The organism is Variovorax soli NBRC 106424 (assembly GCF_001591385.1).
GTDB lineage: Bacteria > Pseudomonadota > Gammaproteobacteria > Burkholderiales > Burkholderiaceae_C > Variovorax > Variovorax soli.
The window spans coordinates 16349-43348 of record NZ_BCUU01000024.1 but is presented as its reverse complement, the minus strand read 5'-3'; the positions used below and the strand labels follow the sequence as shown (position 1 = coordinate 43348).

General features: G+C 67.5%; 20 protein-coding genes. 11 read left to right on the top strand and 9 right to left on the bottom strand.

Features of this window, described 5'->3' with window-relative positions:
• Window positions 1-55: 55 nt before the first annotated feature.
• Window positions 56-2467 carry a YgiQ family radical SAM protein gene (locus tag VSO01S_RS09830; RefSeq protein ID WP_068641832.1) on the bottom strand — a complete coding sequence of 804 codons (2412 nt, stop codon included), beginning with the start codon at window positions 2465-2467 and terminating at the stop codon, window positions 56-58.
• Window positions 2468-2639: 172 nt separating this feature from the next.
• On the opposite strand from VSO01S_RS09830, the gene VSO01S_RS09825 reads away from it, so the two are divergent.
• Window positions 2640-3590, top strand: coding sequence for a bifunctional helix-turn-helix transcriptional regulator/GNAT family N-acetyltransferase (locus VSO01S_RS09825; protein WP_245684166.1), 951 nt, complete (start codon window positions 2640-2642; stop codon window positions 3588-3590).
• A gap of 947 nt (window positions 3591-4537) precedes the next feature.
• Here the strand turns inward: VSO01S_RS09825 and VSO01S_RS09815 are convergent.
• The 5 genes from VSO01S_RS09815 to VSO01S_RS09800 all read right to left on the bottom strand — a co-directional run bounded on the left by VSO01S_RS09815 (window position 4538) and on the right by VSO01S_RS09800 (window position 16984).
• Window positions 4538-12853, bottom strand: coding sequence for a two-partner secretion domain-containing protein (locus tag VSO01S_RS09815; protein ID WP_084241780.1), 8316 nt, complete (start codon window positions 12851-12853; stop codon window positions 4538-4540).
• 212 nt (window positions 12854-13065) lie between these two features.
• Window positions 13066-13851 (bottom strand): AP2/ERF family transcription factor, encoded by a 786-nt coding sequence (locus VSO01S_RS26665; RefSeq protein ID WP_161944426.1) that lies wholly within the window; start codon window positions 13849-13851, stop codon window positions 13066-13068.
• Between the two features lie 38 nt (window positions 13852-13889).
• Window positions 13890-15158, bottom strand: coding sequence for a patatin-like phospholipase family protein (locus tag VSO01S_RS09810; protein WP_306301707.1), 1269 nt, complete (start codon window positions 15156-15158; stop codon window positions 13890-13892).
• 47 nt (window positions 15159-15205) lie between these two features.
• Window positions 15206-15907, bottom strand: coding sequence for an aquaporin Z (gene aqpZ / locus VSO01S_RS09805; protein ID WP_068641824.1), 702 nt, complete (start codon window positions 15905-15907; stop codon window positions 15206-15208).
• Window positions 15908-16096: 189 nt separating this feature from the next.
• The gene (locus VSO01S_RS09800) at window positions 16097-16984 is read right to left on the bottom strand and encodes a YihY/virulence factor BrkB family protein (protein WP_068641822.1); all 888 of its coding nucleotides are present in this window, start codon (window positions 16982-16984) and stop codon (window positions 16097-16099) included.
• A 190-nt stretch (window positions 16985-17174) separates the two neighbouring features.
• Between VSO01S_RS09800 and VSO01S_RS09795 the strand changes: the two genes are divergently transcribed.
• The 9 genes from VSO01S_RS09795 (at window position 17175) to VSO01S_RS09755 (ending at window position 24575) form a co-directional block, all read left to right on the top strand.
• Entirely contained in the window at window positions 17175-18203 is a 1029-nt protein-coding gene (locus tag VSO01S_RS09795; RefSeq protein ID WP_068641820.1) for an acetamidase/formamidase family protein, read from the top strand.
• A gap of 17 nt (window positions 18204-18220) precedes the next feature.
• Window positions 18221-18430 carry a DUF1427 family protein gene (locus tag VSO01S_RS09790; protein WP_068641818.1) on the top strand — a complete coding sequence of 70 codons (210 nt, stop codon included), beginning with the start codon at window positions 18221-18223 and terminating at the stop codon, window positions 18428-18430.
• A 54-nt stretch (window positions 18431-18484) separates the two neighbouring features.
• Window positions 18485-18676, top strand: coding sequence for a DUF1427 family protein (locus VSO01S_RS09785; protein WP_068641812.1), 192 nt, complete (start codon window positions 18485-18487; stop codon window positions 18674-18676).
• A 64-nt stretch (window positions 18677-18740) separates the two neighbouring features.
• Window positions 18741-21119: an acetamidase/formamidase family protein gene (locus tag VSO01S_RS09780; protein WP_245684165.1), complete on the top strand. Its 2379-nt coding sequence runs from the start codon at window positions 18741-18743 to the stop codon at window positions 21117-21119.
• Window positions 21116-21751 (top strand): YoaK family protein, encoded by a 636-nt coding sequence (locus VSO01S_RS09775; RefSeq protein WP_068641808.1) that lies wholly within the window; start codon window positions 21116-21118, stop codon window positions 21749-21751. Before VSO01S_RS09780 ends, VSO01S_RS09775 begins: the two co-directional genes overlap by 4 nt.
• Before the next feature lie 66 nt (window positions 21752-21817).
• Window positions 21818-22405: a chromate transporter gene (locus VSO01S_RS09770; RefSeq protein ID WP_068641807.1), complete on the top strand. Its 588-nt coding sequence runs from the start codon at window positions 21818-21820 to the stop codon at window positions 22403-22405.
• A gap of 61 nt (window positions 22406-22466) precedes the next feature.
• Window positions 22467-23069 carry a chromate transporter gene (locus VSO01S_RS09765; protein WP_068641805.1) on the top strand — a complete coding sequence of 201 codons (603 nt, stop codon included), beginning with the start codon at window positions 22467-22469 and terminating at the stop codon, window positions 23067-23069.
• A 47-nt stretch (window positions 23070-23116) separates the two neighbouring features.
• Window positions 23117-24082 carry an aldo/keto reductase gene (locus VSO01S_RS09760; protein WP_068641803.1) on the top strand — a complete coding sequence of 322 codons (966 nt, stop codon included), beginning with the start codon at window positions 23117-23119 and terminating at the stop codon, window positions 24080-24082.
• A 16-nt stretch (window positions 24083-24098) separates the two neighbouring features.
• Window positions 24099-24575 carry a DUF3237 domain-containing protein gene (locus VSO01S_RS09755; RefSeq protein ID WP_068641802.1) on the top strand — a complete coding sequence of 159 codons (477 nt, stop codon included), beginning with the start codon at window positions 24099-24101 and terminating at the stop codon, window positions 24573-24575.
• Here VSO01S_RS09755 and rlmB read toward each other — a convergent pair.
• Both rlmB and VSO01S_RS09745 read right to left on the bottom strand, forming a co-directional pair.
• A complete protein-coding gene (rlmB, locus tag VSO01S_RS09750; protein WP_068641798.1) occupies window positions 24562-25326 on the bottom strand; it encodes a 23S rRNA (guanosine(2251)-2'-O)-methyltransferase RlmB in 765 nt (254 codons plus the stop codon). The genes VSO01S_RS09755 and rlmB overlap by 14 nt on opposite strands.
• 21 nt (window positions 25327-25347) lie before the next feature.
• Window positions 25348-26070 carry an ABC transporter ATP-binding protein gene (locus VSO01S_RS09745; protein ID WP_068641796.1) on the bottom strand — a complete coding sequence of 241 codons (723 nt, stop codon included), beginning with the start codon at window positions 26068-26070 and terminating at the stop codon, window positions 25348-25350.
• Here VSO01S_RS09745 and VSO01S_RS09740 point away from each other — a divergent pair.
• On the top strand, window positions 26069-26761 hold the full coding sequence (locus tag VSO01S_RS09740; RefSeq protein WP_084241778.1) for an arylesterase: 693 nt from the start codon (window positions 26069-26071) through the stop codon (window positions 26759-26761). The two genes, VSO01S_RS09745 and VSO01S_RS09740, sit on opposite strands and share 2 nt — an antisense overlap.
• A 12-nt stretch (window positions 26762-26773) precedes the next feature.
• Here the strand turns inward: VSO01S_RS09740 and VSO01S_RS09735 are convergent, their stop codons facing one another.
• Window positions 26774-26977, bottom strand: a complete 204-nt coding sequence (locus VSO01S_RS09735; RefSeq protein ID WP_068641795.1) for a hypothetical protein — start codon at window positions 26975-26977, stop codon at window positions 26774-26776.
• Window positions 26978-27000: the final 23 nt, after the last annotated feature.

The window sequence follows — 27000 nt, the reverse complement described above, 5'->3', positions numbered from 1 at the left end:
CATCGACCTCCCCCATCGGTTCGGAACAACGGCCGGCGGCTCACTTTCATGCGATCTACTTGCTGCCCTTGCGGACCGGCCGCGCGCCCGGCTTGGCGCGCGCGCCGGTCTCGCGCGGCGGCAGGCCGGTGTGCTGGGTCAGGATGCGGCCTCTCGGCGGCTTGTTCTGCGGCTTGCCCGGGCGCTTGGCCTCGGCCGCATCGCTGGCCGACGCGCTGGAGTTCTTGCGGCGCGCGCTCTGGTAGCTGCCGTCGGTAAGCGGCTGCCAGCTCGGGATGAGGTGGTGCTTGCCGTTGCCGATGAGGTCGGCCCGGCCCATGGCCTTGAGCGCCTCGCGCAGCAGCGGCCAGTTGTTCGCATCGTGGTAGCGCAGGAAGGCCTTGTGCAGGCGCCGGCGCTTGTCGCCGCGCACGATGTCCACCGTCTCGCTCTCGCGCGTGATCTTGCGCAGCGGGTTCTTGTTGGTGTGGTACATCGTGGTGGCCGTGGCCATGGGGCTCGGATAGAAGGTCTGCACCTGGTCGGCGCGGAAACCGTTCTTCTTGAGCCAGACGGCCAGGTTCATCATGTCCTCGTCGCTCGTGCCCGGGTGCGCGGCGATGAAGTACGGGATGAGGTACTGCTTCTTGCCCGCCTCGGCGCTGTACTTCTCGAACATCTGCTTGAAGCGGTCGTAGCTGCCGATGCCCGGCTTCATCATCTTCGACAGCGGCCCCTGCTCGGTGTGCTCGGGCGCGATCTTCAGGTAGCCGCCCACGTGGTGCTGCACCAGTTCCTTCACGTACTCGGGCGACTGCACCGCCAGGTCGTAGCGCAGGCCCGAGCCGATCAGGATCTTCTTGATGCCCTTGAGCGCGCGTGCGCGGCGATAGATCTTGATGAGCGGGTCGTGGTTGGTGTTGAGGTTCTGGCAGATGCCCGGGTACACGCAGCTGGGCTTGCGGCAGGCGGCCTCGATCTCGGGGCTCTTGCAGCCGATGCGGTACATGTTGGCCGTGGGGCCGCCCAGGTCGGAGATGGTGCCGGTGAAGCCCTTGACCGTGTCGCGAATCGCTTCCACCTCGCGAATGATGGAGTCTTCCGAGCGGCTCTGGATGATGCGCCCTTCATGCTCGGTGATGGAGCAGAAGGTGCAGCCGCCGAAGCAGCCGCGCATGATGTTCACGCTGAAGCGGATCATCTCCCACGCCGGGATCTTGGTGGCGCCGTCGTGGCTGCCGTTCTCGTCGGCGTAGCGCGGATGCGGGCTGCGCGCATACGGCAGGTCGAACACGTAGTCCATCTCGACCGTGGTGAGCGGAATGGGCGGCGGGTTGATCCACACGTCGCGCGCCGTGGTGCCCTCGCCGTGCGCCTGCACCAGCGCGCGGGCATTGCCCGGGTTGGTTTCCAGGTGCAGCACGCGGTTGGCGTGCGCGTAGAGCACCGGGTCGGCCCGCACCTGCTCGTACGACGGCAGGCGGATCACCGTCCGTTCGCGCGGTGGCGGCCTGCGCTTTTCTCCCTCCCCCGCTGGGGGAGGGTTGGGGTGGGGGCCGGCGCCCTTTGCCGCCAACGCCGGGTTCGGAAAGAACTGCAGCGGCTTCGCCGCGCCCCCACCCCCGCCCTCCCCCAGCGGGGGAGGGAGTGAAGAGCCGTCCTCGCGGGCACAGCTCTCGCCTTGCGCCTTGGCCTGCTCCGACACCATCAGGTAGGGATTGATGTGCGCGTCGACGCGGCCGGGCGTGTCCACGCTGGTGGAATCGATGGCGAACCACCCCTCGGGCGTGTGCCGCTGAACAAAGGCCGTGCCGCGCACGTCGGTGATGCTGTGCACCGGCTCGCGCGCGGCCAGGCGATGCGCGATCTCGACGATGGCGCGCTCGGCATTGCCGTACAGCAGCAGGTCGCACTTGGCATCCACCACGATGGAGCGGCGCACCTTGTCCTGCCAGTAGTCGTAATGCGCGATGCGGCGCAGGCTGCCCTCGATGCCGCCCAGCACAATGGGCACGTCGCTGTAGGCCTCGCGGCAGCGCTGCGAATACACCAGCGCGGCGCGGTCGGGGCGCGCACCGCCCACGTCGCCGGGGGTGTAGGCATCGTCGCTGCGGATCTTCCGGTCGGCGGTGTACCGGTTGATCATCGAATCCATGTTGCCGGCCGTGACGCCGAAGAACAGGTTGGGCTTGCCCAGCACCTTGAACGGATCGGCGCTGTGCCAGTCGGGCTGGGCGATGATGCCCACGCGAAAGCCCTGCGCCTCCAGCAGGCGGCCGATCACCGCCATGCCGAAGCTGGGGTGGTCGACATAGGCGTCACCCGTCACCACGATGACGTCGCAGCTGTCCCAGCCGAGCGCGTCCATCTCCGCCCGCGAGGTGGGCAGGAACTTGGCCGTGCCGAAGCGATGCGCCCAGTACTTGCGGTAGCTGGTGATCGGCTTGGCGGCGCGCGTGAAGAAGGAGACGTCGACCGGGGCGTTCATGTGGGGAGTGTCGTGCGCGCCAGTTTGCGGGTTTCCGTGGCGCGCCGTAGAGGGCAACCTTCGATTTTAGGGTTTTCCACAATATTTGTCCCGCAAGGCCCTGCGGGCCGCGCGGTACTCCGATTTGGCCAAATACTTGCCTCAGTCAAGCAGTTTGATGACAATGGCAAGCATGAATTCCGCCGACCTGCCTGCCCCGTCCGCCGCCGCCGTGAAGGCGGTGCGCCACTTCAACCGCTTCTACACCCGCGAAATGGGCGTGCTCGATCCCTACCTGGGCACGGCCATGCCCTTGACGGAAGTGCGCGTGCTGTACGAGCTGGCGCACCGCAAGCAGCCGGTGGCCAGCGAGATCGCGCGCGACCTGGGGCTGGACGGCGGCTACCTCAGCCGCATCTTGCGGCGCTTCGAATCGCAGGGCTGGCTCAGCCGCGCGCCGCATGCGGGCGACGGGCGGCAGAGCGTGCTCAGCCTGACGCAAGCCGGGCACGACGCCTTCGCGCCGCTGCAGCAGAAGTCGCGCGACGAAGCCGCCGCGCTGCTGCTGCGGCTCACGCCGGCCGACCAGCAGCGCCTGATCCATGCGATGCAGACGGTGGAATCGCTGCTCGCGCCCTCCCCGGCCGGCGGCGGCAAGCAGCCGCGCACCGTGGTGCTGCGCGACCCGCAGCCCGGCGACATCGGCTGGGTGGTGCAGCAGCACGGCGAGATCTATGCCCGCGAGTACGGCTGGAACAGCGAGTTCGAAGCCCTGGTGGCCGACATCGCCGCCAAGTTCATGCGCAACTTCCAGCCCGAATGGGAGAAGTGCTGGATCGCCGAGCTCGACGGCGAACGCGTGGGGGCCGTCTTCCTGGTGCGCAAGTCGGCCACCACGGCGCAGCTGCGCATGCTGCTGCTGGCGCCGCGCGCGCGCGGCATGGGGCTGGGCGCGCGCCTCACCGACGAGTGCATCGCCTTCGCCCGCGCCAAGGGCTACCGGAAGATGGTGCTGTGGACCAACAGCTGCCTGGCGGCGGCGCGCGGCATCTACGCCTCGCGCGGCTTCAAGCTGGAGAAGTCGCAGCCTTACGAAGGCTTTGGCCAGCAGTTGGTGGGGGAGACCTGGTCGCTCAAGCTTTAGTTGAATCTCGGCGGCGACACGTCCAACCCGCCGAACAGCCTTGCACAAGGTTGTTGCTCAGTTCCGCGCCAAGGCTGTATTGGCCACCAAGTGTTAACCGACGGATCGACCACCAGCGCGCTCTTCAAGCCATCCACGAAGTTGCCTTGGTGCTGGTGTTAGTCAGCCTACTTATGCTCTGGATTCTCGTATTGTGGATTGCCTGAACATAAGCTGCGCTCAGCACCGCTCCTACTTCGGCTTCGTCCGGCGAGTTGGAGCCCAGGCCGCCGGTGATGGCAGTCATACTATCCCTCTGGCCTGCTTGCGCATGGGTTATCCCTTGCACTTCGAGTCTGGTTTCGCCCGCGACCTTGAACTGCTTTTGGTCCAAGGTCTCGCCGAGGCTGCCCGGGCTCATAGCGCTACCGCGCCGCTGGTGCCGTCCACGCACTGCTGATCACCGTGGGCAGGACAAGCTTGACCTTGGCATCGATGTCCAGTCTCTGGGCGTTGACGGTGACGGCGCTCAAGGCGGGGTCACCACCCTTGATGAAGATGTGCTGAGACTTCTTTTGCTCTTGCTATCGGCGGCTTGCAGCGTGATCGGGCCGCCTCGACGCTCCTTTGGCCCGAGACTGACGAATCAGACTCCCCCTTTAATCAATACGAAGCTTACCCACGCTGCGTGAACTACCAACAAGAGAGCGCTTCCGAAGCCCACCGATCTGACTAGTTTACGAATGGTCCCGGTGTTTATTTGAAGCAGACAAATTAACCAATAGGTTGCAGCAATCGTCAGAATCCATTGAGAAAAAGAAGTCAAACCAAACGGAGCAAGAAGCAAAAACAAGAAGGGAATTTCGATCAACAAAAATGATCGAAACAAAGGATAAATACACCACAAAATAAGAATACCGAGTATCCATATGGCGCCGTAGATCAATTTTTTTTGAAGGAGAATCATGTCAATTTCCAGCGGGCCTCAATGGAATCGGATTCTCCATCCCCGGAACCCGGAAACCGTACCGGGTCGCAATCTCCTGGACGCCGTATCTAAACCCGCTTCCAGGGGCAGCAGCATCGAGAACTCCGCCAACAAAACTGTTGCTGTTATACCCTCCGTTCAAATTATTAAATCCAAATCTTGGCGATGGGAAACTATAGGTCAAATTATTCCCATACGCCGCGGCCGCGGTGATTAGATCGTTCGCAAATCGCGTTGTTGTTCTTCCAACAGGAGGGCCCAGTCGAAACGCGAAAGCATCGCCCGTGTTTGCTCCATTTGAGCGCCCCTCTAGATTTCCGTTTCCATTGCTATAACCGGGCTGACCTTCCAAGACAAGAAAATCATATCCAGTAGATATTTGAATCTCCGAATGAGCAAAATCCAACATGGGGGCAACACGATTGCCGGAGATTGTCACCTCAGTCGAATCTGAACCGCACATCCGCGTGTGCGCGCATTCATTGTTCGCCGCCGCATTGCTGGCCATGGCGTTGCCGATGGCGACCTGTTCCGGGTCTCCGCCCGTCAGCGACACGGCCAAGCCACCAAACAGCCCTGCCAGGTACACCGTGTTCTGATCCGTCCACCCACGGGGCACTCCGTTGGTGCCCGAGCCGATCGCCTCGGCCATCATCTCGCCGATCGCCGCGCCGATGCCCCCGGCCGCACATCCACTGCCGCTACCTGCACTCATGGCGCCCGTGACGCATCCCGCCATGAAGTGCGCCATCTTGTTGCCCAGGCTGTCGAGCACCGCATCGGGGCCGTTGCTCAAGTTCCCGATCCCGTTGGCCGTGGTCGCCGCAATGGTGTTGACCAACGCATTGATCAGCACCGTCTTCAACCCATCCTCGAAGCTGCCCCCGTTGATGGTGGTGTCGATCAGGGTACTGGCCCCCTGGATGCGCAGGTTGTTGATGAACTGATCCCCGAGCTGCTTGCCGCCCGCGCCCACGGTCTGCTCGCCCATCGCGTTCAAGCCCATGCCGCCCAGAACGCCACCGGTGACGATGGCGGTGGCCAGGTTCTTGATGCTGTCGCTCTCGCCCAGCTCCTTGAAGACCTTGCCCAGGTCGCCGCCGTTGTTGAAGAAGGACGTGCCCACCTGGCTTGAGAGGGCCAGCACACCCGCTTCGACAGCGCCGGCGGCGGCCGCCGAGATGGTCGAGCCGGTGGCGGTCAGGAAGACGCTGCCGTTGGCCAGGGCCACGCCCTCTCCAGCCGCTACCGCTGCGGCGTTGCCGGCCGTCGCACCCGCTGCCCCGGCCGCAGGCGCAGCCGCCGCGGCCACCATCACCGCCACCAGCGCCGCGCTCACCGGCCCCATGCCGCTTTGCCGGTACGCCCACTGCTCGTGCGCTTCCTTGACGCGCTGCCACTCGGCGCTGCCCGCCAGCTTGGGGTCGTTGGTGATCTGGCTCACCCAGCCCATGCCGGGCTGCTGGGCCAGGTCCTGCAGGTTGACGTTCTCGCCTACCTGCGCCTGGATGCCGCCCTGGGCGTTGATGTTCGTCTTGCCCGAGACGTTGAACTGGGTGTAGTTCAGCGTTTCATCGCTGCTGCCCTGGCCGCGCGCGCCCACGCTGGCGCTGGAGCCGTGCGTGACGTTCCAGCCTTCGCTGTCCTGGGTGGTGACGGCAGGCAGGATGAGCTTGCCCTTGGCGTCGATGTCCAGCGACTGGGCATTGACGGTGACGGCGGCCAGCGTGGTGTCGCCGCCGCTCTGAATGGACACGCGCTGGCCGTTCAGCGTGCTGCGGTTGACGCTCTCGTCCTGGCTGTAGGCGTCCAGGCTGAAGTAGTTCATGCCGCCGCCGCTGTGCTGGTAGGTGCGCGCACCCTGGCGGTCGATGGCGCCGTCCAGCGTTACGTCGCCTTTGGCTTGCAGGGCCAGGGTGCCTTGCGCTTCAAGCTGCGCGGCTTCGCCGGTGAGGTCGCGCCCGGCGCTGAGGTGGGCGTTGCCGCCGCGGGCGCTGATGGTGGTGCCGTGGCTCTGGCTGGTGCTGCTCTGGCGCGTGGCGTCCTTGTTCCAGGTGATGTCCAGGTCTTCACCGGTGCGCACGGTCTGCAGCTTCAGGTCCCGCTCGGCGCGGATGCTGACGCTGCCTTCGCTCTTGACCTCGGCGCCTTGCAGTACGACGTCCTGGCCCGCTTTGATGCTGAGTTCGCCGCCGGGGTCGGTGACGTACAGGCCGGCGACGCGGTCGATGGATTGGGTCCTGATCCTGGCGCCGTTGGTGCCATCCACGCCTTCGGCGCTGCCGCCCTGGACGGTGGTGGTCTGCACCACGACGTCACGCCCGGCGTCCAGGGCCAGGCGCCGGCCCGCATCGATGGTGCCGCCGATGTTCTTGATGTCCTGGGTGGCCTTGAGCTGCACTTCGGTGCCGCTGCTGATGCGCCCGCCCAGGTTCTGGATGTTCTGCGCATCGATCTTGACCAGCTGCCGCCCGGCGATGGTGCCGCCGTTGACGGCGTCGCCCGCAAGCTTCATGTCGACGCTGTTGCCCGACAGCAGCGCGCCCGAGCCGTCGATGTCGCCGGGCTTGACCCGCACATACACCTGGGGCACCAGCACCTTCTGCACGCTGCCGTCGGGCAGCGTCACCTCCTGCTCGACCAGCCAGACGATGTCGCTGGTCAGCTGCGCCATCTGCTCGGCCGAGAGGGCCACGCCGGGGCGCAGGTTGTACTTCTGCGCGAAGGTGGTGCCTGCGTTCATCAGCGCCAGGTACTGGTCTTCGTCGCTCGCAAAGCCGTCCAGGAAGCGATAGCCGGTGAGGTAGGCCACCTGCTCGCGCACCAGCTTCTGTTCGTAGTAGCCGTCGCCGATGCGCTTTTGCGTGGCGAGCGGGTCCAGGCCCAGGTTGTTGAGCAGGTAGTCGCTGCTGAGCCATTGCCGGTAGTTTGCAAAGCGCGGGTCGGTTTCCACCAGGTAGGTGCCGGCTTGACGAGTGCTGAACAGGCTCGCTGTAGGCAGTCCCACGTTGGGCATGCTGGTGCGAACGACCAGGTCTTGCGGCAGCGGGCGCGGCGAAGAGGTGCTGCCGCCTGCGCCGCCCGGGCTTGCGATGGCAGCTCCCAACGAAACGTTCGGAACGTCCAGGCCCAGGCTGCGCCCATCCTGGGCGCTTGGCACTTCGACGATGGGCGGCAAGCCGCCCGAGCGGGTGCCTGCGCCGCCGGCACCCAGCGCTAGGTTCTTCTGGTTGCCCTCGATCTTCCCGGCCGTCAGGCTCACGGTGATTGGTACGTTCGTGCTGTAGGCCGACTCTGCATACAGGCGCTCGTCTCGCCCGAAGCTGCCGGCGTCCTTTTCCCAGGACCGGATCACCACGCCCTGCGCTTGCTGGTTGAGCGTGAGGGTCTCGGGCTCGTTGGTGATGGCGCCGCCCCTGACCTGCAGGCTGCCGCCGGCGAGGATCTGGCCCTGCACATTGCGCCCTGCGGCCACAACGACGTTCATGTTGCCGCCAGCCACGATTCGGGCCTGTGCAGCCACTTTGCCCTGCGCGGTTGGCGTGGTCACGGTCAGGTCGTAGGCGTCCCATACCTCGTGCATGCGCGAACCCCTGCCGAAGAAGTCACCTTGAAAGGACACGATGAAATTGGTGATCGCTTCATCCAGCTTGGCATGTGCTTGTCGGTAGGCCTTCATCTCGTCGAATTCGGCCTGCGTCACTGGGTGATCGAATGGGACATCGAAGGGCTCCAAGCCACTGGCCGTTTCGCGATAGGCCACCACACGGTCCTGCCCCACCTGGGCCCCGGGAAAGCGCCACAAGGGGTTCGTATTGGCGGGCGCCACCGGGGGCTCGACCCCGAAATCGGCCCAGATTGGGTTGTCCGGCTTGTACCAGGCGCCAGGCACGGTCACCTCACGCGAGCCTACATCGACACTGACAAACTCTTGCGCCGTCGTGTCGCTGCTGTATTGGGGCGGCGACTGGTAGTACGGGCCGAACCTGCTCACCGGATACTCGGGCGCCGGAACCACCAGGTAGGTGTAGTCCAGGTTGCCAGGCGAGCGCGGGTCGTTGGTATCGAAGATTCTGCCCCGCGAGCTGATGAAGACAACCTCCGACGCGTCATAGCGCTTCGGATCCCCCGGCACCGAGTACTGCACCACGCGCTTGGCCTCGCCCGGCTGCATTTCCCAGCTGATGCCTTCGCTGATGTTGTTGATGCTCGCCGCGGCAATACCCATGTGGCCCGCGGCCTGGATTTCAGAGCCCCGGTTGTTCAGCACATCGGCCGCCTCGACGGCGCCGCCCTCGTCGTCCAGCCGCCTGCCGATGAACAGGTCGCCCTCGCTCAGGATGGCGCTCTTGCCCTCGTTGTTGACCTCCTTGGCGCCGATGTCCAGCCGCGTCCGCGCGGCGATGCTGGCCGACTTGGTTTGCCCATCGACGGTCTCGGCCCGGTTGTTCAGCGTCTCGGCCTGGATGGCCAGCACGTCGCCGTAGATGCGGCCGGTGCCCACGTTGGTCACGGTCGTCCCTTCGATGCGGGTGGCCGCGCCATCGATCAGGCCCCGGTTGGTCAGCGTGCCGGTAGCCTTCACGCGGGTGATGCCGGCGGAGATCTCGCCGGTGGCGGTGTTGTCGATGTCCTGGCCGCTGACGCTGACCGATTGGCCGGCCACGATCTTGCCGCTGTTGCGGATGTTGCCGGTGGTCGCCAGCGCCAGGTTGCGCACCGCGCTGATCTCGCCTGCGTTGTCGATGTCTTCTTGCAGTGCAATGAACATGTCCTGGCCCGAGGCCATCGTGCCATCCAGGCCCACGCGCTTCGCGTCGATGGCGACCACCTCGTTGGCAACGAGCATGCCGCCGGTGTTGCGGATCTCCAGGCTGCGGGCGGCGCCTGGGCCGGCAACCACGTTCGGGTCGCGAATCAACAGCTTGGTGTTGGCCGCGATCAGGCCCCCGCTGTTGTCGATCAGGCCGGCACTGGTCACGGCGATTTCTTCGCCGGCGCGGACGGCACCGCCAGCGTTGTTCAGCTGCGTGGCCGAGATGACCACCTGCTGGCCCAGGATGCCGTGCGGCGCTGCGGCAGTCTGCTGCGCGTTTACCGCTGCGGCCTCCAGCGCCGCTTGCGGGGTCGGCGCATCGAGCGTGCCGGTGTTGTCGATTTGCTCCGCTTGCAGTTCGAGCCGGCTCATGCCCTGGACCAGGCCGCCGCCGTTGTCGATGCGCGCGGCCGCTATCTTCAGGTCGCCGCCGGCCAAGGTCTGGCCGAGGCGGTTGTCGTAGCTGGCCGCATCCACTTGCAGCGCGCCTGCGCTTTGCATGACGCCAGCGTTGTTCGCAATGCCTTGCGCGGCCACCACCCGCAGTTCGCCGTCGCTGCCGATGAAGCCGCCTTGGTTGGCCAGCTCCCCGGTGCGCAGTGTCATGGCCTGGCCGCTGCTGATGCCGCGCTCGGACATCCGGGTGTTCATGTTGCTCAGCCGCTGGCCATGGGTGTCGATGGCCAGCTGGCCGCCCGCCTGCAGCACGCCCTGGTCGTTGGTCAGTTCGCCCGAGTCGATACGCAAGTCCTTGTCGGTGGCGATGGTGCCCTGGAGGTTGTTGAGCGCGCCCGAGGTGACGGTGAGGGAGCCTTTGGCCAGGATGCTGCCACCGTCGGCATTGCTCAGCCGCTGGCCCTGCGTGTCGATGGACAGGGCCGCCGTCGACTGAAGCACGCCACCGTCGTTGTCCAGTGCCCCGGAGACGATGCCTAGGCTGCCGCCATTGTCCGAACTGATCGTGCCGGCGCGGTTGTTCAGGCTGGCGGCCTGCAGGTTCAGATCCTTGTCGCTGGCAATGGTGCCCCGGACATTGCTGACCTCGCCCGAGGCGACGGTGATGGCACCGCTGGCCAGGATGCGGCCACCGTCGGCGTTGCTCAGGCGCTGCCCCTGCGTGTCGATGGACAGCGCCGCCGTCGACTCAAGCAAGCCACCGTCGTTGTCCAGTGCCCCGGAGACGATGTCCAGGCTGCCGCCATTGTCCGAGCTGATCGTGCCGGCGCGGTTGTCCAGGCCGGCGGCCTGCACGTCCAGGTCCTTGCTGCTGGCAATGGTGCCGCCATTGTTGTCGATGTTGCCCAGGCGGCCGCCGGCATCACGGGCCGACAGCACCAAGGGCGAGTCGCCAGTCTGCGCGATGGTGCCGCTGGCGTTGCCGATGTGGGCCGCGCGCACCGTCAGTTGCTGCGCCTGCGCATTGCCGCCGTCGTTGCGCCATGTCGCGCCGGTGCTGTCGGCCTGCAGGTCGAGCACGCCCGTGGCCGCCACCGATGCGCCTCGTGTGTCTACGTCGCCCTGCAGTGACGACAGCGCAATATTCGACGCGTCGGTGCGGCTGCCGGCCAAGTCCAGCGAACGGCCACGCAGCTGCAGGTCGCCGCCCGCCCGGTTCGTCCCCTGTGCAGCCACATCGCCTGGGGCCTGGATGCGCAGGTCGCCCGCGCCGGCCACCGTGCCGTCACGCTGCACGCCAGCGCCGAAGGTGCTCTTCGCATCGGCCTGTACGCTGCCGGCGTCGATGCTCAGGTGACGCGCCGCCGTGATGTTGCCGCTGCTTTGCAGGTTGCCCCCGGCGTCGATGCGCACATCGCTCTCGCTGCGCATCAGGCCATCGCCGTTGCGCACATCGCCTTCGGCCCGGATGTCGATGCGGCCGGCGCGGATCTGGCCGCCGCTGTTGTCCAGCTGGCCCACCTGCGCGCTGAATCCGTTGGCCACATGCAGCGCACCGCCCGCATTGCTGAAGCGCGGGCCGCTCACGGCCAGCTCGCTCACGCTGAGCGAGCCGCCGCTGTTGTCGATGCTGGGTGTCTGCAGCCTCACGTCGCCCGCGTAGATGCGCCCGCCGTCGTTGCGCACTGCGCCGGCGGCGGTGATGAGACCGGGGAGCAGCGGTTCGGCCGCTGGCTGCGTCGTGGCTGCGGGGCCGCCAGTGCCGGGAGTGCCCGCGCCCGGTTCAGCGCCGCCTGACCCCGCATCAGATGGGGCGCCAGGTGCCGGCGTGCCGTTGCCGCCGCCGGCACTGCTGCCGCCCGCGCTACCGCCGCCCTGCGCACTGTCCCCGGCATCCGTCGGCGTGGCCAGCGCCACCGGCTCGGCACCGATGTAGCCGCCCTGAGTGTTGCTCAGGCTGGGCGCCTGCACGGTGAGGCTGTTGGCGCCGGTCAGGCGGATGGCGCCCTGGTTGACCACATCGGCCGCGCTGGCCACCAGCTCGATGCCGCGCGCTTCGATGGTGCCGCTGTTCTGCACATTGGCGCTGCTGCTGCGCGCCTGAACGCGGTGGCCGCGCAGCGTGCCGGCGTTCTCCAGCCGTCCATCGGCCGTGACCACCAGGCCACCGGCGCCAGCACCGATGTCGCCGGCGTTGCGCACACCCACGCCCGCTTCGGTGCCGATCAAGGTGATCTTGCCTGCGTACATGCCGCCCAGCTGTGCCACGTCCAGGGCAAAGGCGGGCGCGGCGCCGCTGCCGGCTACCGGCGTGACGCGGGCGTTGGCGGCATCGGCAGAGATGTCGTTGGCGCCCGCCACCACCTTCAGCTCGCTGGCCCAGATGCCCGCGTTGACCTGTATCGCCCGCGCCAGGATGGCCGCATAGTCGGTCTTGCTGGCGTCCAGGCCCGCGCCCTCGACACTGACCGTGCCGCCGCGCACCAGGAAGCTCTCGAGGCTGCCCGCCTCGTTGAACTTGGGGGTGCCGGTGGTCAGCGTGGCCCTTGACGCGTTGATGAAACCACCGCCGTTCACCTGGATGCCCGCCGGGTTGGCGATGATGACTTCGGCGCGCTGGCCAGCCACCTCCACATAGCCGCGCAGTTGGCTGGGGTTGGCGCTGTTGACCTCGTTGAGGATGATGCGCGCGGGACCTGTCGCCAGGTACGGATTGGCCTCGACCCAGCCGCCCAGTTGGGTCTGCACCCGCGTGCGGCTGTTGTTGAGGATGGCGCCCTGGCCATTGACGTCGAACTGCCGGTAGGTGTTGCGGCTCACGCCGCCGGCCGAGGGCGTCTGGATGTGGACCAGAGGGGTGCCGTTGGCGGCGTCGCGGATGACGGGGCGCTGGTTGGCGGGGGCTGAAGGATCGCCTGCGATCTGGGCCAAGGCGAACTGGCCTGGCGAGGCCAGTGCCACGAACGCGGCCACCGCCGTGGCCTTGAGGCGCCCGCGCCCGCTGTTGCTCGACGCGGCCTCGTGCACGGCCATGCGCTCGCCGCGCGCGGCATTGAAGATCACGCGGTGAAGGTGCCCGTTCATTTCAATCTCTCCCTGATTTGCGGATCGAACCGCTTGTGGGGCAGATTCTGCAGGAACAAGCCGTCACTGCCTGTCAATCAAAGGTCAATCAAGGGGTGCCCACCCAGATTCGCAAGCTGGCGCCAACTTGTTCACGCATTCGGGAAGGACGAATCCTGAAAGCCTCCCAGGAGACATGCCACCTTCTTGGCGCGCAAACCAATTCCTTGATTTCAGGACAAGTACGCGGCGCCTGGCGGATTTTTGCGTGGCTTGAATCGAGGACGGAAAGCGTCGGCCAGATCCTCCAACTGGCGCTTGCGCTCGGCGATCGCCAGCGCCTTCGCCCGCTCTTCACCGTAGGTCTTGACGGAAAAGCATTTGACGCGCGCAGGCGCGCCCGCGGGGGCCGTGGAGGCAACCCAATACGATGAACGGCCACCGCCGGGCTCGCGGCGATAAACGCCCGGTATACCGCTGGAGTTGTTGCACTTGACGACAACGGCGCGCGCCGTAGGCGACAAAGGCGCAGGCACATCCTCACGCGGCATAGCGCGACGAACATGCGCCTCCTGCGGATGAACTTCCAGGCGACCAACTAATTCGCGGAGTTGCGCCTGCCGCGCACGAATGGCCAATTCCTTGGCTCGTTCTTCACCGTAGCGGCTGATGCTGAAAGATTTGGACAGCGCCTTGTCGCCCACCACAGTCCTGGCGGTCCACAGCCGCGGTGTGCCATCCGGCTGGCAAGCGAGATGAACGCCGGCGACGCCGCTGGTGTTGGTACTCAACAACTTCTGCGCTCGTTTGCGACGGCTGATGGGAGGATGCTGCCTAACGATGTCGTCGCGCCAGGCTTGAGCCATCGCCAGAGCAGCCTGCTCGCCGCCGCAGGTGCTGTGCGAGAAGGTCTTGCGCCACGCCTTGCCATTGCGCTTGATGATCACTTGGAAACGGTGATCTATGGCACTGATGCCATACATGGCTGCAGATTTGCGTGCCGAACTGGCCTTGGTCATGTCAACGGGCAAGCGAGTCCGGGCGAGGCGCCTGACATTCATGCTCGCCTTGGAGTACGGATGGATCGAGCAGCGATCGGCCCTGGGGCCGCCGATCGGCCGCCACTTGCCGTGGCGGTCGGGTCCGTCATCGGGTGCTTCACCTTCGCAGGCGCGCCCTCTTCGCACAGGTCGTAGGTGGTCACGCCGTTCATCGCGGGCGTGCCCAGCAGCAGTTCCGGGTGTGCCAGGGTGCGGCGCATGTCGCGCATGCCGGCTTCCCAGTGTTCCTCCACCGCGGCGCGCGAGAACTCGTAGTCCTTCGACTCCAGCTCGTAGGGCTTGTCGCGGTAGATGAGGTGGTACACGTCGATGGGCTGGTGCGTCAGCATGGCCTGCACCTGGGCCACGCCCGGGTCCTGGCGCATGGCGGCCGGCAGCCGGGCGATCAGGTCGGCGATGGCCTGCTGCAGGTTCATGTTGGCCGCCATCACGTCTGTGTTCATGCGGGTGCGGCTGGAATAGGTGATGTCCTTCTGGCGCTCCATCACCTCCGAAAGGCTGGCGGGCATGAGGCCGCGGGCGCTGAACAGGTCGACCTGCAGCACCACCAGGGGCTCGGTGCGCGGATGCATGTCCAGCACATACTGCAGCGGCGTGTTGGAGACGATGCCGCCGTCCCAGTAGTCCTCGCCGTCGATGCTCACCGGCGGAAAGCCCGGCGGCAAGGCCCCCGACGCCATGATGTGCTCGGGCCCCAGGCGCCGGCTGCGGTTGTCGAAGTACACGGAGTTGCCGGTGCGCACGTTCACCGCGCCCACGCTCACGCGGATGCCGTCGTCGTTGAGGCGGTCGAAGTCGACCAGGCGCTCCAGCGTGCTCCTGAGGGGCGAGGTGTCATAAACGCTGGTCAGTGGCGCCGCTGTGCCGAGAAGCAGCGCCGGTGTGCGCCGCGGCTCGAAGAATCCGGGCACGCCCACCAGCGCCGCCATGGCGGCGCTCCACTGGTTGAGCATTTCGCGGGTGGCCAGCCACGGCGGCAGCCGCTGGGCCGGGCCCGAAGACACCAGCTCCCAGAATTCGCGCAGCCGGTCGGCGCGCTTGTCGGGCGGGTTGCCGGCGATCAGGGCGGCGTTGACGGCGCCGATGGAAACACCCGCGATCCAGTCGGGCGGCCGCTGCGTTTCGCTCGCGGCGGCATACACGCCGGCCTGGTAGGCGCCCAGTGCGCCGCCGCCCTGCAGCACCAGCGCACGGTGCGCATCCCGCATGGCGGCGCGCCGCTGGGCTTGAAGTTGCTTGTCGGGGCCTGGCGTCTTCTTGTTCATGGGCGCCAATTGAACATCAAGTCAGGCCCTGCCTTCGACGAGCGGGCTCAGTCGTCGCTGTCGGCGAGCAGCAGGCGGTGCACCACGGCACCGATGACGGCACCGACAATCGGCGCCACCCAGAACAGCCACAGCTGGTCCACCGCAGGCGTGTCGGCGAAGAAGGCCACACCGGTGCTGCGCGCCGGGTTCACCGAAGTGTTGGTCACCGGAATGGAGACGAGGTGGATGAGCGTGAGGCACAGGCCGATGGCGAGGCCCGCGAAGCCCGCCGCGGCACGCTTGGCCGTGGCGCCGAGGATGACCAGCAGGAACACCGCCGTCAGCACGATCTCGGTCAGCAGTGCGGCATGCATGTTGTAGCCGCCCGGCGAGAATTCGCCCCATCCGTTGCTGGCGAAGCCGCCCGGCTGGAAGCCGGCCTTGCCCATGGCGATCTGGTAGAGGACGGCACCGGCGACCAGCGCGCCCAGCACCTGGGCGACCACATAGCCCGCCAGTTCGCTCCAGCGAAAGCGCCCCGCCACCGCCAGCCCCACCGACACGGCCGGGTTGAAATGCCCTCCCGACACCGGCCCGAAGGCATACGCCCCCGTCAGCACCGTCAGCCCGAAGGCCAGCGAGACGCCGACGAAGCCGATGCCAAGGTCTGGAAAGGCCGCTGCCAGGACGGCAGAGCCGCAGCCGCCGAACGTGAGCCAGAAAGTACCGGCGAACTCGGCCGCCCACTTCTTCAAAGTGTTGTTCATCCCTGAATTTCCTTATAAGTTGAGAAACCGCCGGACCGACGATCCGGCGCCGGCGGCGCGCGATTCTAGGAGTGGCGCAGGGACGTCCCGCGTGCGCCATCCGCAGCGCCTCGCGGGGATGCGAAGGGCTTCACGGAGAAGCCGAATCTTTGTACTGCGGCGGGCCCCCGAATCCAGGCAGGATGAGGATCAGGCGCGCGAAGGAATCCCCGTCTCGGGCCGCTGCCGGCCCTTGAGCGAGCCGAATTCGTGCGCATACACCCAGGTGAACTCCGCGCCCAAGAGGAAGATCTGCGCCGAGTAGTACACCCACACCAGCACCACCACCAGCGAGCCCGCGGCGCCGAAGCCCGAGGCCACGCTGCTCTTGCCGATGTACAGGCCGATCAGGTGCTTGCCGATGGAAAAGAGCAGCGCCGTCACCGCGGCGCCCACCCACACGTCGCGCCATTCGACCTTTGCGCGCGGCATCAGCTTGTAGATCATGGCGAAGCCCACCACGGTGACCGCGAAGCCGAAGACGAAGTTGACGATCTGGCCCACCAGCGCCCAGCCGCCGAACACCGGCGCCCACCATTTGCTCAAGGCCGCGAAGGCGGCGCTGGCCACCAGCGACACCATGAGCAGGAAGCCGATGCCCATGATCAGCCCGAAGGACAGCAGGCGCGTGCGCACCATCTTCCACACGCCGGCGTTCTTGTCTTCTGCCGGCGCGCGCCAGATGCGGTCCAGTGCGTCCTGCAGTTCGCGGAACACCGTGGTGGCGCCCAGCACCAGCAGCAGCAGGCCGGTGATGGTCGCCACGATACCTTCGGCCGGCTTGTTCACCGAGTTGAGCAGGCCCTGCACCGCCATTGCCCCCTGCTGCCCCATGAGCCCGGAGAGCTGCTCGAAGATGGCGCCGCGCGCCGCCGCCTCGCCGAACACCAGCCCGGCCACCGAGATCACGATGAGCAGCAGCGGCGCGATCGAGAACACCGTGTAGTAGGCCAGCGCCGCGCCCATGCTGGGAGCGTAGTCGTCCAGCCAGGACATGACGGCCTTGCGGCCAAGGCCCATGAGTCTGCTCGCATTCATGGCCCCAGTTTGCAGCCAAACGCGGATGCGGGTTAACGCGAGGCGGGTTAACGCTAGTTCGCGTCAACACAAGACATCGGGTTTCGCGGCCCTAGGGCCTTGCGGGGTGCTGTTTCTACGATTTGCCGGACCGTGCAGCACGCGATGCCGCCGGCGCCCACAGACCGCATCCAGACCCAAGGAGACACCGATGCTGCACGACCTTCCCGCCCGCCCCGAGACTGTGCATTGGGGCTACTTCGACGCCGCCCAGGCGCCCGCGCTGACAATCAAGAGCGGGGACTTCGTCCGCGCCGAAGCCGTCACCCACCACGCCGGCGATGCGCCCGAACTGATGATGGACGACGGGGTGCGCGCCATCTTCAAGGCCATTCCCGAGCATGACCGCAACCCGGGCGTGCACATCATGACCGGCCCCATCTACGTGGAAGGCGCCAAGCCCGGCGACATGCTGGAAGTGCGCTACCTGCAGATGATTCCGCGCTTTCGCTACGGCGCCAATGCCGCGGCCCACTGGGGCCAGCTCTACGACGACTTCCAGAAGGAGCGCATCACCATCTACGAGATGGACACCGCGTCCAACACCGCGCGCGCCCTGTACGGCTTCGACTACCCCGGCAAGATGGCCGTGCCCGGCAAGATCATCGACGACCGTGAATGCTGCCGCCAGCCGGCCCTGGCCGGCGTGCGCGTGCCGGTGCGTCCGCACCTGGGCACCGCCGGCGTGGCGCCCGACGCCAAGGGCCGCGTGACCACCATCACCCCCGGCCTGCACGGCGGCAACATCGACAACTGGCGCATCGGCGCCGGCGCCACCATGTACTACCCGGTGCAGGTGGACGGCGCGCTGTTCTCCATCGGCGATCCGCACATCTCGCAGGGCGACGGCGAGATCAGCGGCACCGCCATCGAGGCGTCGCTGAACGTGATGTTCCAGATCGTGCTGCGCAAGGACTTCCGCTTCCCCTCGCCGCTGCTGGAAACGCACGACTCGTGGATCGTCCACGGCTTCCACGAGGACCTGGACCAGGCCGGCAAGAACGCCGCACGCGACATGGTCACGCTGCTCACCGAGCACCAGGGCCTCTCGCGCGACGACGCGTACTCGCTCATGAGCGTGGCCTCCGACTTCGGCGTGACGCAGGTGGTGGACAGCACGCAGGGCGTGCACTGCACCATCTCCCGCAACATCTTCCCGCACCGGGACGAGAAGAAATAACAAGCAAGGAGACTCTCATGCACTACGTCTATGTCGGGCGCAACGAATGGGTTGCGCTGGTGGTGGGCCTGATCACGGGCACCCTCTACACCTGGCTGAACCTGCCGATTCCCGCGCCCAACGTGGCCGGCGGCATCTTCGCGATCCTGTTCACCTACATCGGCTACCTGATCGTGGGCGCGTTCCGCCGGACCGTGGCCTTCGGCGCGCCGCCCAGCGAGCGCTGAGCCCGCGCCACGCCGCTACGCAAATCACTCATCCAAAAACACAAGGAGAACGACATGGTTGAACTCGCGCTGGGCGCCACCGAAGGGCTGGCCGCTGCCGTGGGCCTGGTGACAGGCATTGTCTACACTGCGGTGCGTGCGCCCATACCGGCGCCCAACGTGCTGGGCGGCATCTTTGCCATCTTCGGCACCTTTGCCGGCTTCGTCCTGGTGGCGGCAATGCGGGGGCAGTTGCAGTTCGGTTAGCGCACCCTGCATGACCCGGGCCGCCCGGCCGGCGGCCCGGGTCATGCGCCAACAGGAGACGCCCGTGTCAGGAAGGCCAGAACTCCGGCAGCTGTCCTTTTCGACAGAAGCCTATCCGCAGCAAAGCCGCGATGCCGCGTGGCGCGACCAGCTCGGCGCCGCGCGGCTGCGCTGCGACAACATCAGGGCCGCAGAAGCGCTGCACGGGACCATCCAGTTCCGCGTGACGGCCGCCGGCATCGAGCTGGCCATCGTCGCCTCGGTGCCGCAGACCATCGCCCTGGACGCACAGGCGGCCGACGGCCTGCTGATGTGCATGCTGCTCGAAGGCACGGCCGAGCTGTGCATCGACGGCTCGAGCGAGCCGCTGTCGGCCGGCCAGCTGGTGTGCGTTCCGGGACTGGCGCGGTCCAGCCTGACCATTTCGACCGCGTTCCGGCTACTGGTCGTGCACATCGCGCCGGCGCTGCTGGCTTCGCGGATGGACCTGGCGCCGCCGGCCAGCGCAATGCGGATGCAGGGCGAGGCCAGTACGCTGCTCTCGCAGATCCTGCAGTCGGTGGCCGGCATCCTGGAGGCCGCGCCGGGCGACGACCCGCTGGTGCTGCAGCCCTTCGAGGGCATCGTCACCGAATCGCTCGCCGCCGCACTCACCGAATGCCGCCTGCAGGCCAGGCCCGACCGGCTGCAGGGCCGTGCATTCATGGCCCGCGTGGGCGACCTGATCCAGAAGAAGCTCGCCGATCCAGGCCTGAGCCTGTCCTCCATCGCGGCCGACCTGCAGGTGTCGGGGCGCTACCTGCAGAAGCTGTTCGAGAAGTCGGGCACCAACTTCTCGGCCTACGTGCGCACCACGCGCCTGGAGCACTGCCGCGCCGACCTGGCCAACCGGCACTATGACAAGCTGTCGGTGTCCGACATCTGCTTCCGGTGGGGCTTCAACGACCCGTCGCACTTCAGCCACGCCTTCCGCGAGCAGTTTGGCATGCCGCCCAGCGCCTACCGCGACCGGTCCGCGCAGACCCAGGCCAAGGACCCGGCCCGCAAGATCTCGCGGGGCCTGCCGGCCGGCGTGAAGTCCGCCGCACCGGCCGCCGGGGCGGCGCTGGCCTTCGGGCATGGCAGCGCGGCCTCGTCCGTGTCGACCAGCCATCCGCGCACCGACAACCTCAAGGACGGCAGCATCCTGGGTGCGCGCCACCACTGGGTGCATGCCACCGACAAGACCGTGCACTGGGGGTACCTCAGCCGCAACCTGCCGCCGGTGCTCACCGTCGAGTCGCACGACTATGTGACCATCGAGACGCTGACCCAGCATGCCGCCGACGACTGGGAGCGCATGGTCGAAGGCGACGTGGGTGCCGAGAGCGTGTTCCACTGGACGGCGACGCGCAAGAACGTCGACCGGCGCGGCGCCGGCCCCATCGATGCCTCCATCTACGGACGCGGCGCCGGCGAAGGCTTCGGCGTGCACATCTGCACCGGGCCCATCGCAGTGCGCGGCGCGATGCCGGGCGACGTGCTGGAGCTGCGCATCCTGGACATCCAGACGCGCCCCTGCGCCAACCCGCGCTACCCCGGCAAGGCCTACGGCAGCAACGCCGCCACGTGGTGGGGCTTTCACTTCCGCGACCTGGTGACCGAGCCGCGCGAGCGCGAGGTGGTGACCATCTTCGAGATCGACTGCGAGCGCGCCGACGGCACCGCCCGAGCGCTCTACAACTTCCGCTGGACGCCGCAGCGCGACCCCTTCGGCGTGGTGCACGACACCATCGACTATCCCGGCGTGCCGGTCGACCACAGCACCATCGAGAAGAACCACGAGGTGCTGCCGGGCGTGCGCATTCCCATCCGCCCGCACTTCGGGGTGATCGCGGTGGCGCCGGACCAGGACGGGCTGGTGGACTCCATTCCGCCCTCAACCTTTGCCGGCAACCTGGACAACTGGCGCATCACGCGCGGGGCCAGCGTGTTCCTGCGGGTGGCGGTGCCGGGCGCGCTGCTGTCCATCGGCGACCCGCATGCTTCGCAGGGCGACTCGGAGCTGTGCGGCACGGCCATCGAGTGCTCGCTCACCGGCGACTTCCAGCTCATCCTGCATCCGCGCGACAGGATCGCGCCGGACGCGGCCTTTGCCGACCTGAGCTATCCGCTGGTGGAAACACGGGACGAATGGATCCTGCACGGCTTCAGCCTGCCCAACCACCTGACTGAGCTGGGGCAGAAGGCGCAGAGCCAGATCTACATGAAGTCCACGCTCGACGACGCCATGCGCGACGCCTTCAGGAAGACCCGGCGTTTTCTCATGTCCGTCAAGGGCCTGAGCGAGGACGAGGCGGTCACGCTGATCTCGGTGGCGGTGGACTTCGGCATCACGCAGGTGGTCAACGGCAACTGGGGGGTGCACGCCATCATCCGCAAGTCGCTGTTCACGAAGGCATGAACAAGCCCACAGCGGCGGGGCAGGACAGCCTGCCCATGCTCCTGCTGCTGTGCCTGGCCGCGGGCTATGTGGATGTCATCGGCTACCTGCAGCAGAAGGTGTTCGCCGCCAACATGACCGGCAACACGGTGCTGGCGGTGATGTCGCTGGCGGTTCGCGACTGGGCCGGCGCCATCGAACGCGCCTCCACGCTGCTGGCCTTCTTCGCCGGCGCCACGGTCAGTGCGTTGCTGATGCGATGGCGGCGCGGCCGGTCCGGCCGGCTGTCGCTGTGGCTCGAGGTGGCGCTGCTGGCCGCCGCCTGCGCGCTGGACCCGAAGCGGCCCGAATGGCTGGGCCTGGTCACCTCCGCCATGGGCATCCAGGCCACGGTGCTGGTGCGGCACCGCCAGACCCCCGTCAGCACGGTGGTCGTGACCAACACCATCGCGCGGCTCGCGCCGCTGATGGTGGGCGGGATCGCGGGCGCGTCTGCGCAGCAGCGGTCGGAAGCCGGCCTGCTGGCGGCGAGCTGGGCCGCCTACGCGGCCGGTGCGCTGGCGGGCGCGCTGTCGACGCCGCCCCTGGGCCTGTGGGTGCTGGTGCCGGGCGCGGCGATGGTGCTGGTTGCCGCGCTGATGCCGCGGCGATGAATGGCGCACACAACACAGACGGCCCAGCGCGCAACTCGCCTACCGGGTGCCCTCTATGATCGCGCCATGCCAGCCCCGTCCGCCGATCTCCCGCCCGACGCGCGGGCCCGCCCCCAGTCCGTCGGCGAGATCTTCCGGACCTTCACCTGGATCGCCATGCAGGGCTTCGGCGGCGTGCTGGCCGTCATCCAGCGCGCCATCGTCGAGGACAAGCGCTGGCTCACGCCCGACGAGTTCATCGAGGAGTGGGCCGTGGCGCAGGTGCTGCCCGGCCCGAACGTGATCAACCTGGCCCTGATGCTGGGCGACCGCTATTTCGGCCTGCGCGGCGCGATGGCGGCGTTGGCCGGCATGCTGGCGCTCCCTACCCTGCTGATCGTGCTGCTCGCGCTGGTCTATGCGCAGCTGGCCGCACATCCGCAGGTGGCCGGCGCGCTGCGCGGCATGGGCGCAGTGGCCGCCGGCCTCATTGCCGCCACGGGCATGAAGCTGGTGCCGACACTGCGCCGCCATCCCCTGGGCCTGCGCGTATGCCTGGCGTTCGTGGCGCTGGTGTTCTGCGCCATCGCGCTGCTGCGCTGGCCGCTGGTGGCGGTGCTCGTTCTCTTCGGCGGCGTCAGCTGCGTCTGGACCTGGCGGAAGATCGGCCCATGAGCTTCCGCCCGGCCGCTCCGAAGGAAGCTCGCACCTACGTGCGAAGCACGGAGGTTTTCGAATGACCATCCACCTGGCCGCATCGGACTGGCTGGCGCTGCTGCTGCAGTTCATGTTCCTCTCGCTCATTTCCATCAGCGGCGCCATCACCACCGTGCCGGACATGCACCGCTACCTCGTGGCGCAGCAGGGCTGGCTCACCGATGCGCAGTTCAGCTCGTCGGTGGCCATCGCGCAGGCCGCGCCGGGCCCCAACGTGCTGTTCGTCGCGCTGATGGGCTGGAACGTGGGCATCAACGCGGCCGGCGGCATGGAAGCCGGCATGCGCGCCTGGCCCCTGGGGCTGGCCGGCCTGCTGGTCACGCTGGTGGGCATCATGCTGCCCAGCACCACCCTCACCTATTTCGCCACGCGCTGGGGCCACCGCAACCGCGAGCGGCGCGGCGTGCGCGCGTTCAAGCAGGGCATGGCGCCGGTGGTGATCGGCCTGCTGGGCGCCACCGCCTGGGTGCTGGCCGCCGGCAATGCCGCAGCCAGCAGCTCCGCCCCCTGGCACCTTTGGCTGCTGACGGCGGCGGCGGCATTGGTGGTGTGGCGCACGCGCATCCATCTGCTGTGGCTGCTGGGCGCGGGCGCCGTGCTGGGTGCGCTGGGCATCGTCTGAGCGCCAGATCGAAGACACTGGACACACGAGCAAGGAGCAATAGATTCATGGACATGCGACCCCTGGGCCGATCGGGCCTCCAAGTCTCCCCGCTGTGCTTCGGCGGCAATGTGTTCGGCTGGACCGTCGACGAGGCACTGAGCTTTCGCATGCTCGACGCCTGGGTCGACGCCGGCTTCAACTTCGTCGACACCGCGGATGTGTATTCGCGCTGGGTACCCGGCCACACCGGCGGCGAATCGGAAACCGTCATCGGAAAATGGCTGCGCCAGAGCGGCAAGCGCAATCGCGTGATGCTCGCCACCAAAGTGGGCAAGCCCATGGGCGAAGGCAAGGTGGGCCTCTCGCCGGCCTACATCCGCGAGGCGGTGGATGCCTCGCTGCGCCGCCTGAAGACCGACCACATCGACCTGTACCAGTCGCATGACGATGACCCGTCCGTGCCGCTGGAAGACACGCTGGGCGCCTTCGCCGACCTGGTCAAGGTGGGCAAGGTGCGGGCCATCGGCGCCTCCAACTACAGCGCGCCCCGGCTGGCGCAGGCGCTGGAAGTATCCCAGCGCGCCAAGCTGCCGCGCTACGAATGCCTGCAGCCGCTCTACAACCTGTACGACCGGGCGGCTTACGAGGCCGAACTCGAGCCGCTGTGCGTGCGCGAAGGCCTGGGCGTCATCAACTTCTATGCCCTGGCCTCGGGCTTTCTCACCGGCAAGTACCGCAGCGCCGCGGACGCCGCCAAGAGCCCGCGCGGCGGCAGCGCCACGGAAAAATACCTGAACCCGCGCGGCCTGCGCATCCTCGACGCGCTGGACAAGGCCGCGAAGCAGTACGCGAGCACGCCGGGGCAGATCGCCATTGCCTGGCAGGTGGCGCGCCCCTCCATCACCGCGCCCATCGCCAGTGCCACCTCGATGGGCCAGCTGAACGAGCTGATGGCCGCCGCGCAGCTGCAGCTGGACGCCGGCACCCTCGCCGCGCTCGACGCGGCAAGCGCGGAAACGCCAGCCGCCTGAAGCGGGCCGCCAACCAATGAGCACGCAGGACCCACTGGCGGCGCCCCGCCTCGAACACTTTGCCGACCTGCAGGTCGAGGTCGGCGCGCCGCAGGTGCTGGGGCAAGGCCCGCAGGGGCTGCGCCGCGTGGTGCCCATCCTGGGCGGCAGCGCGCAAGGCCACGGCTGGCGCGCGAAGGTGCTGCCCGGCGGCAGCGACTTCCAATGGATCGTGAGCGACACGCTGTCGCACCTGGACGCCCGCTATGGCCTGGAGACCGATGCCGGCGACCTGATCTACGTGCAGAACCGCGCGGTGCGCGCCGCGCCGGCCGAGGTCATGGCCCGGCTGCTGCGCGGCGAGCCGGTGGACCCGGCCAGCATCTACTTCCGCTGCAGCCCCAGCCTGGAAACCTCGAGCGCCGCGCTCCAATGGGTGAACGAGCGCATGTTCGTGGGTGCCGGCGTGCGGCACCCGGCCCAGGTGGTGATGCGCTTCTTCACCCTGCTTTGATGGCGCCCGCGGTGCGCTGGCGCAGCGCCTCGTAGAGGCACACGCCGCTGGCGACCGAGACGTTGAGGCTTTCCACCGCACCCACCATCGGGATGCTGATGAGCTCGTCGCAGCGCTTGCGCGTGAGCTGGCGCATGCCGGCGCCCTCGGCGCCCAGCACCAGCGCCACCGGGCGCTTCAAGTCGGCCTGGTAGAGCGTGCCCGGCGCGTCGTCGCTGGTGCCCACGCACCAGATGTTGCGCTCCTGCAGTTCGCCCAGCGTGCGCGCCAGGTTGGTCACCATGAAGTACGGCACCGTCTCGGCCGCGCCGCTGGCCACCTTGGCCACGGTGGCGTTGATGCCGGCCGCGTGGTCCTTGGGCGCGATCACCGCATGGGCGCCCGCGCCGTCCGCCACGCGCAGGCAGGCGCCGAGGTTGTGCGGATCGGTCACGCCGTCCAGCACCAGCAGCAAGGGCATGGTGCCCGCGGCTTCGAGCGACTCGAGCAGCTCGTCGAGCGAATGGGCCTGCGCCACCGGATTCACGCGCGCGGCCACGCCCTGGTGGCCGTGGCTGCCGGCCAGCTTGGCCAGCCGCAGGCCGTCGGCCTCGATCAGCCGCACGCCGGCCTCCTGCGCGCGGGCCATGAACTGCTTCATGCGCGCGTCGCGCCGGGTCGCATCGAACAGCACCTCGATCACCGACTCCGGTGCCGTCTTGATGCGCACGCCCACGGCATGGAAGCCGAAGATCACTTTGGGGGAAGACATGCCCCGATTATCGACGGGCCGTCAAACCTCGATTTCGTCGCCGGTCACCACGCGGCCGGCCTCGATGGTCACGCGGTGCTCGCATTGCGCCGCGATGCTGCGGTCGTGCGTGACCAGCACGAGCGTGGTGCCCAGTTCGCGGTTGAGGTCGAACATGAGCCGCATGACCTGCTCGCCGGTGGCGAAGTCGAGGCTGCCGGTGGGCTCGTCGGCCAGCAGCAGCGCCGGCTGGACGACAAAGGCACGGGCCAGCGCCACGCGCTGCTGCTCGCCGCCCGACAGCACCTTCGGATAGTGGCCCAGGCGCTGGCCGAGGCCGACGCGGCCCAGCATGTCGGCGGCGGTCTTGCGCGCGTCCTTGCGGCCCGCCAGCTCCAGCGGCAGCATCACGTTCTCGAGCGCGGTGAGGTTGCCCAGCAGCTGGAAGCTCTGGAACACGAAACCCACCTTCTGCGCGCGCAGGGCGGCGCGCTCGTCCTCGTCGATGGCGAACAGGTCCTGCCCCGCCAGGCGCACCGTGCCGCGCGTGGGTGTATCCAGGCCGGCGATGATCGACAGCAGCGTGCTCTTGCCCGAGCCCGAAGCGCCCACGATGGCGGCGGTCTGGCGGGCGCCGAGCGTGAAGTGGATGTCCTGCAGAATGTCCAGGGTGCCGGTGGAATCGGACACCGACTTGAAAACATGCTCGACGGCCACAATTGCGTCGTCAGGCGAACGCACAGCGACAGAAGGATTTGGCGACATGAATGTTCTTGGGCTGAAGGTGGAACGCCGCGACTTTATCGTGGCCGGCGCCATGGCCGCCCTGCTGGCGGGGTTACCCCTTTCATCCAAGGCGCAGCAAGCGGCGGCCGCAGCGCCCGGCGCGGCGGGCAAGCGCGGCGCGGTGATCCTGGTGGTGGGCGATTCCCTCAGCGCCGAATACGGCCTCAAGCGCGGCGAAGGCTGGGTGTCCCTGCTGGAAAAGCGCATGGCCGACCAGCGCATCGCGGCCTCGGTGGTCAACGCCAGCATCAGCGGCGACACCACCTCGGGCGGCCGCTCGCGCCTGCCGGCCCTGCTCGCGCAGCACAAGCCCACGCATGTGATCCTGGAGCTGGGCGGCAACGATGCGCTGCGCGGCCTGCCGCTCAAGAGCACGGAAGACAACCTGAACCAGATGACCCGCGCCGCGCAGGCGGCCGGCGCGAAGGTGCTGCTGGTGGGCATGCAGGTGCCGCCCAACTACGGCGGCGACTACACCCGCAAGTTCGAGGCCTTGTTCCAGTCGGTGGCCGCGGCCAACAAGGCGGCGCTGGTGCCCTTCCTGCTCAAGGGCGTGGCCGATGCGCAGGAGGCGCCGGCGCTGTTCCAGGCCGACCGCATCCACCCTGCTGCCGTGGCGCAGCCAAGGATGCTGGACAACGTCTGGCCGGAGTTGAAGAAGCTTCTTTGACCGCCGCCGGATTCACCCGTTCTTGGTGGGGGTCTCCGGAACGGTGGGTGGATCGTGCTCCAGCGAAGCCACGTCGGTCTCGGGATCATCCGGAGCAAGGCCAGGGCTGCTGATGCCAAGCTTGCGATCCGCTTTGGCTCGCAGCTTCTCTTCCTTCTTCCTCTTCTTGGCAAGCTCCTTCTGGCGCTTCTCGTAGCCGTAATTCGGTGTAGCCACAGCATCTCCTTGAAATTCCCGTT

Excerpts from the sequence above, each read along its gene's own strand:
- VSO01S_RS09785 (WP_068641812.1), top strand. The coding sequence starts at position 18,485 with ATGGTTGAACTCGCGCTGGGCGCCACCGAAGGGCTGGCCGCTGCCGTG.
- VSO01S_RS09795 (WP_068641820.1), top strand. The coding sequence starts at position 17,175 with ATGCTGCACGACCTTCCCGCCCGCCCCGAGACTGTGCATTGGGGCTAC.
- VSO01S_RS09760 (WP_068641803.1), top strand. The coding sequence starts at position 23,117 with ATGGACATGCGACCCCTGGGCCGATCGGGCCTCCAAGTCTCCCCGCTG.
- VSO01S_RS09790 (WP_068641818.1), top strand. The coding sequence starts at position 18,221 with ATGCACTACGTCTATGTCGGGCGCAACGAATGGGTTGCGCTGGTGGTG.
- VSO01S_RS09775 (WP_068641808.1), top strand. The coding sequence starts at position 21,116 with ATGAACAAGCCCACAGCGGCGGGGCAGGACAGCCTGCCCATGCTCCTG.
- VSO01S_RS09740 (WP_084241778.1), top strand. The coding sequence starts at position 26,069 with ATGAATGTTCTTGGGCTGAAGGTGGAACGCCGCGACTTTATCGTGGCC.
- rlmB (WP_068641798.1), bottom strand. The coding sequence starts at position 25,326 with ATGTCTTCCCCCAAAGTGATCTTCGGCTTCCATGCCGTGGGCGTGCGC.
- VSO01S_RS09815 (WP_084241780.1), bottom strand. The coding sequence starts at position 12,853 with ATGAACGGGCACCTTCACCGCGTGATCTTCAATGCCGCGCGCGGCGAG.
- aqpZ (WP_068641824.1), bottom strand. The coding sequence starts at position 15,907 with ATGAACAACACTTTGAAGAAGTGGGCGGCCGAGTTCGCCGGTACTTTC.
- VSO01S_RS09830 (WP_068641832.1), bottom strand. The coding sequence starts at position 2,467 with ATGAACGCCCCGGTCGACGTCTCCTTCTTCACGCGCGCCGCCAAGCCG.
- VSO01S_RS09755 (WP_068641802.1), top strand. The coding sequence starts at position 24,099 with ATGAGCACGCAGGACCCACTGGCGGCGCCCCGCCTCGAACACTTTGCC.
- VSO01S_RS09800 (WP_068641822.1), bottom strand. The coding sequence starts at position 16,984 with ATGAATGCGAGCAGACTCATGGGCCTTGGCCGCAAGGCCGTCATGTCC.
- VSO01S_RS09825 (WP_245684166.1), top strand. The coding sequence starts at position 2,640 with ATGAATTCCGCCGACCTGCCTGCCCCGTCCGCCGCCGCCGTGAAGGCG.
- VSO01S_RS09810 (WP_306301707.1), bottom strand. The coding sequence starts at position 15,158 with ATGAACAAGAAGACGCCAGGCCCCGACAAGCAACTTCAAGCCCAGCGG.
- VSO01S_RS26665 (WP_161944426.1), bottom strand. The coding sequence starts at position 13,851 with ATGACCAAGGCCAGTTCGGCACGCAAATCTGCAGCCATGTATGGCATC.
- VSO01S_RS09745 (WP_068641796.1), bottom strand. The coding sequence starts at position 26,070 with ATGTCGCCAAATCCTTCTGTCGCTGTGCGTTCGCCTGACGACGCAATT.
- VSO01S_RS09765 (WP_068641805.1), top strand. The coding sequence starts at position 22,467 with ATGACCATCCACCTGGCCGCATCGGACTGGCTGGCGCTGCTGCTGCAG.
- VSO01S_RS09770 (WP_068641807.1), top strand. The coding sequence starts at position 21,818 with ATGCCAGCCCCGTCCGCCGATCTCCCGCCCGACGCGCGGGCCCGCCCC.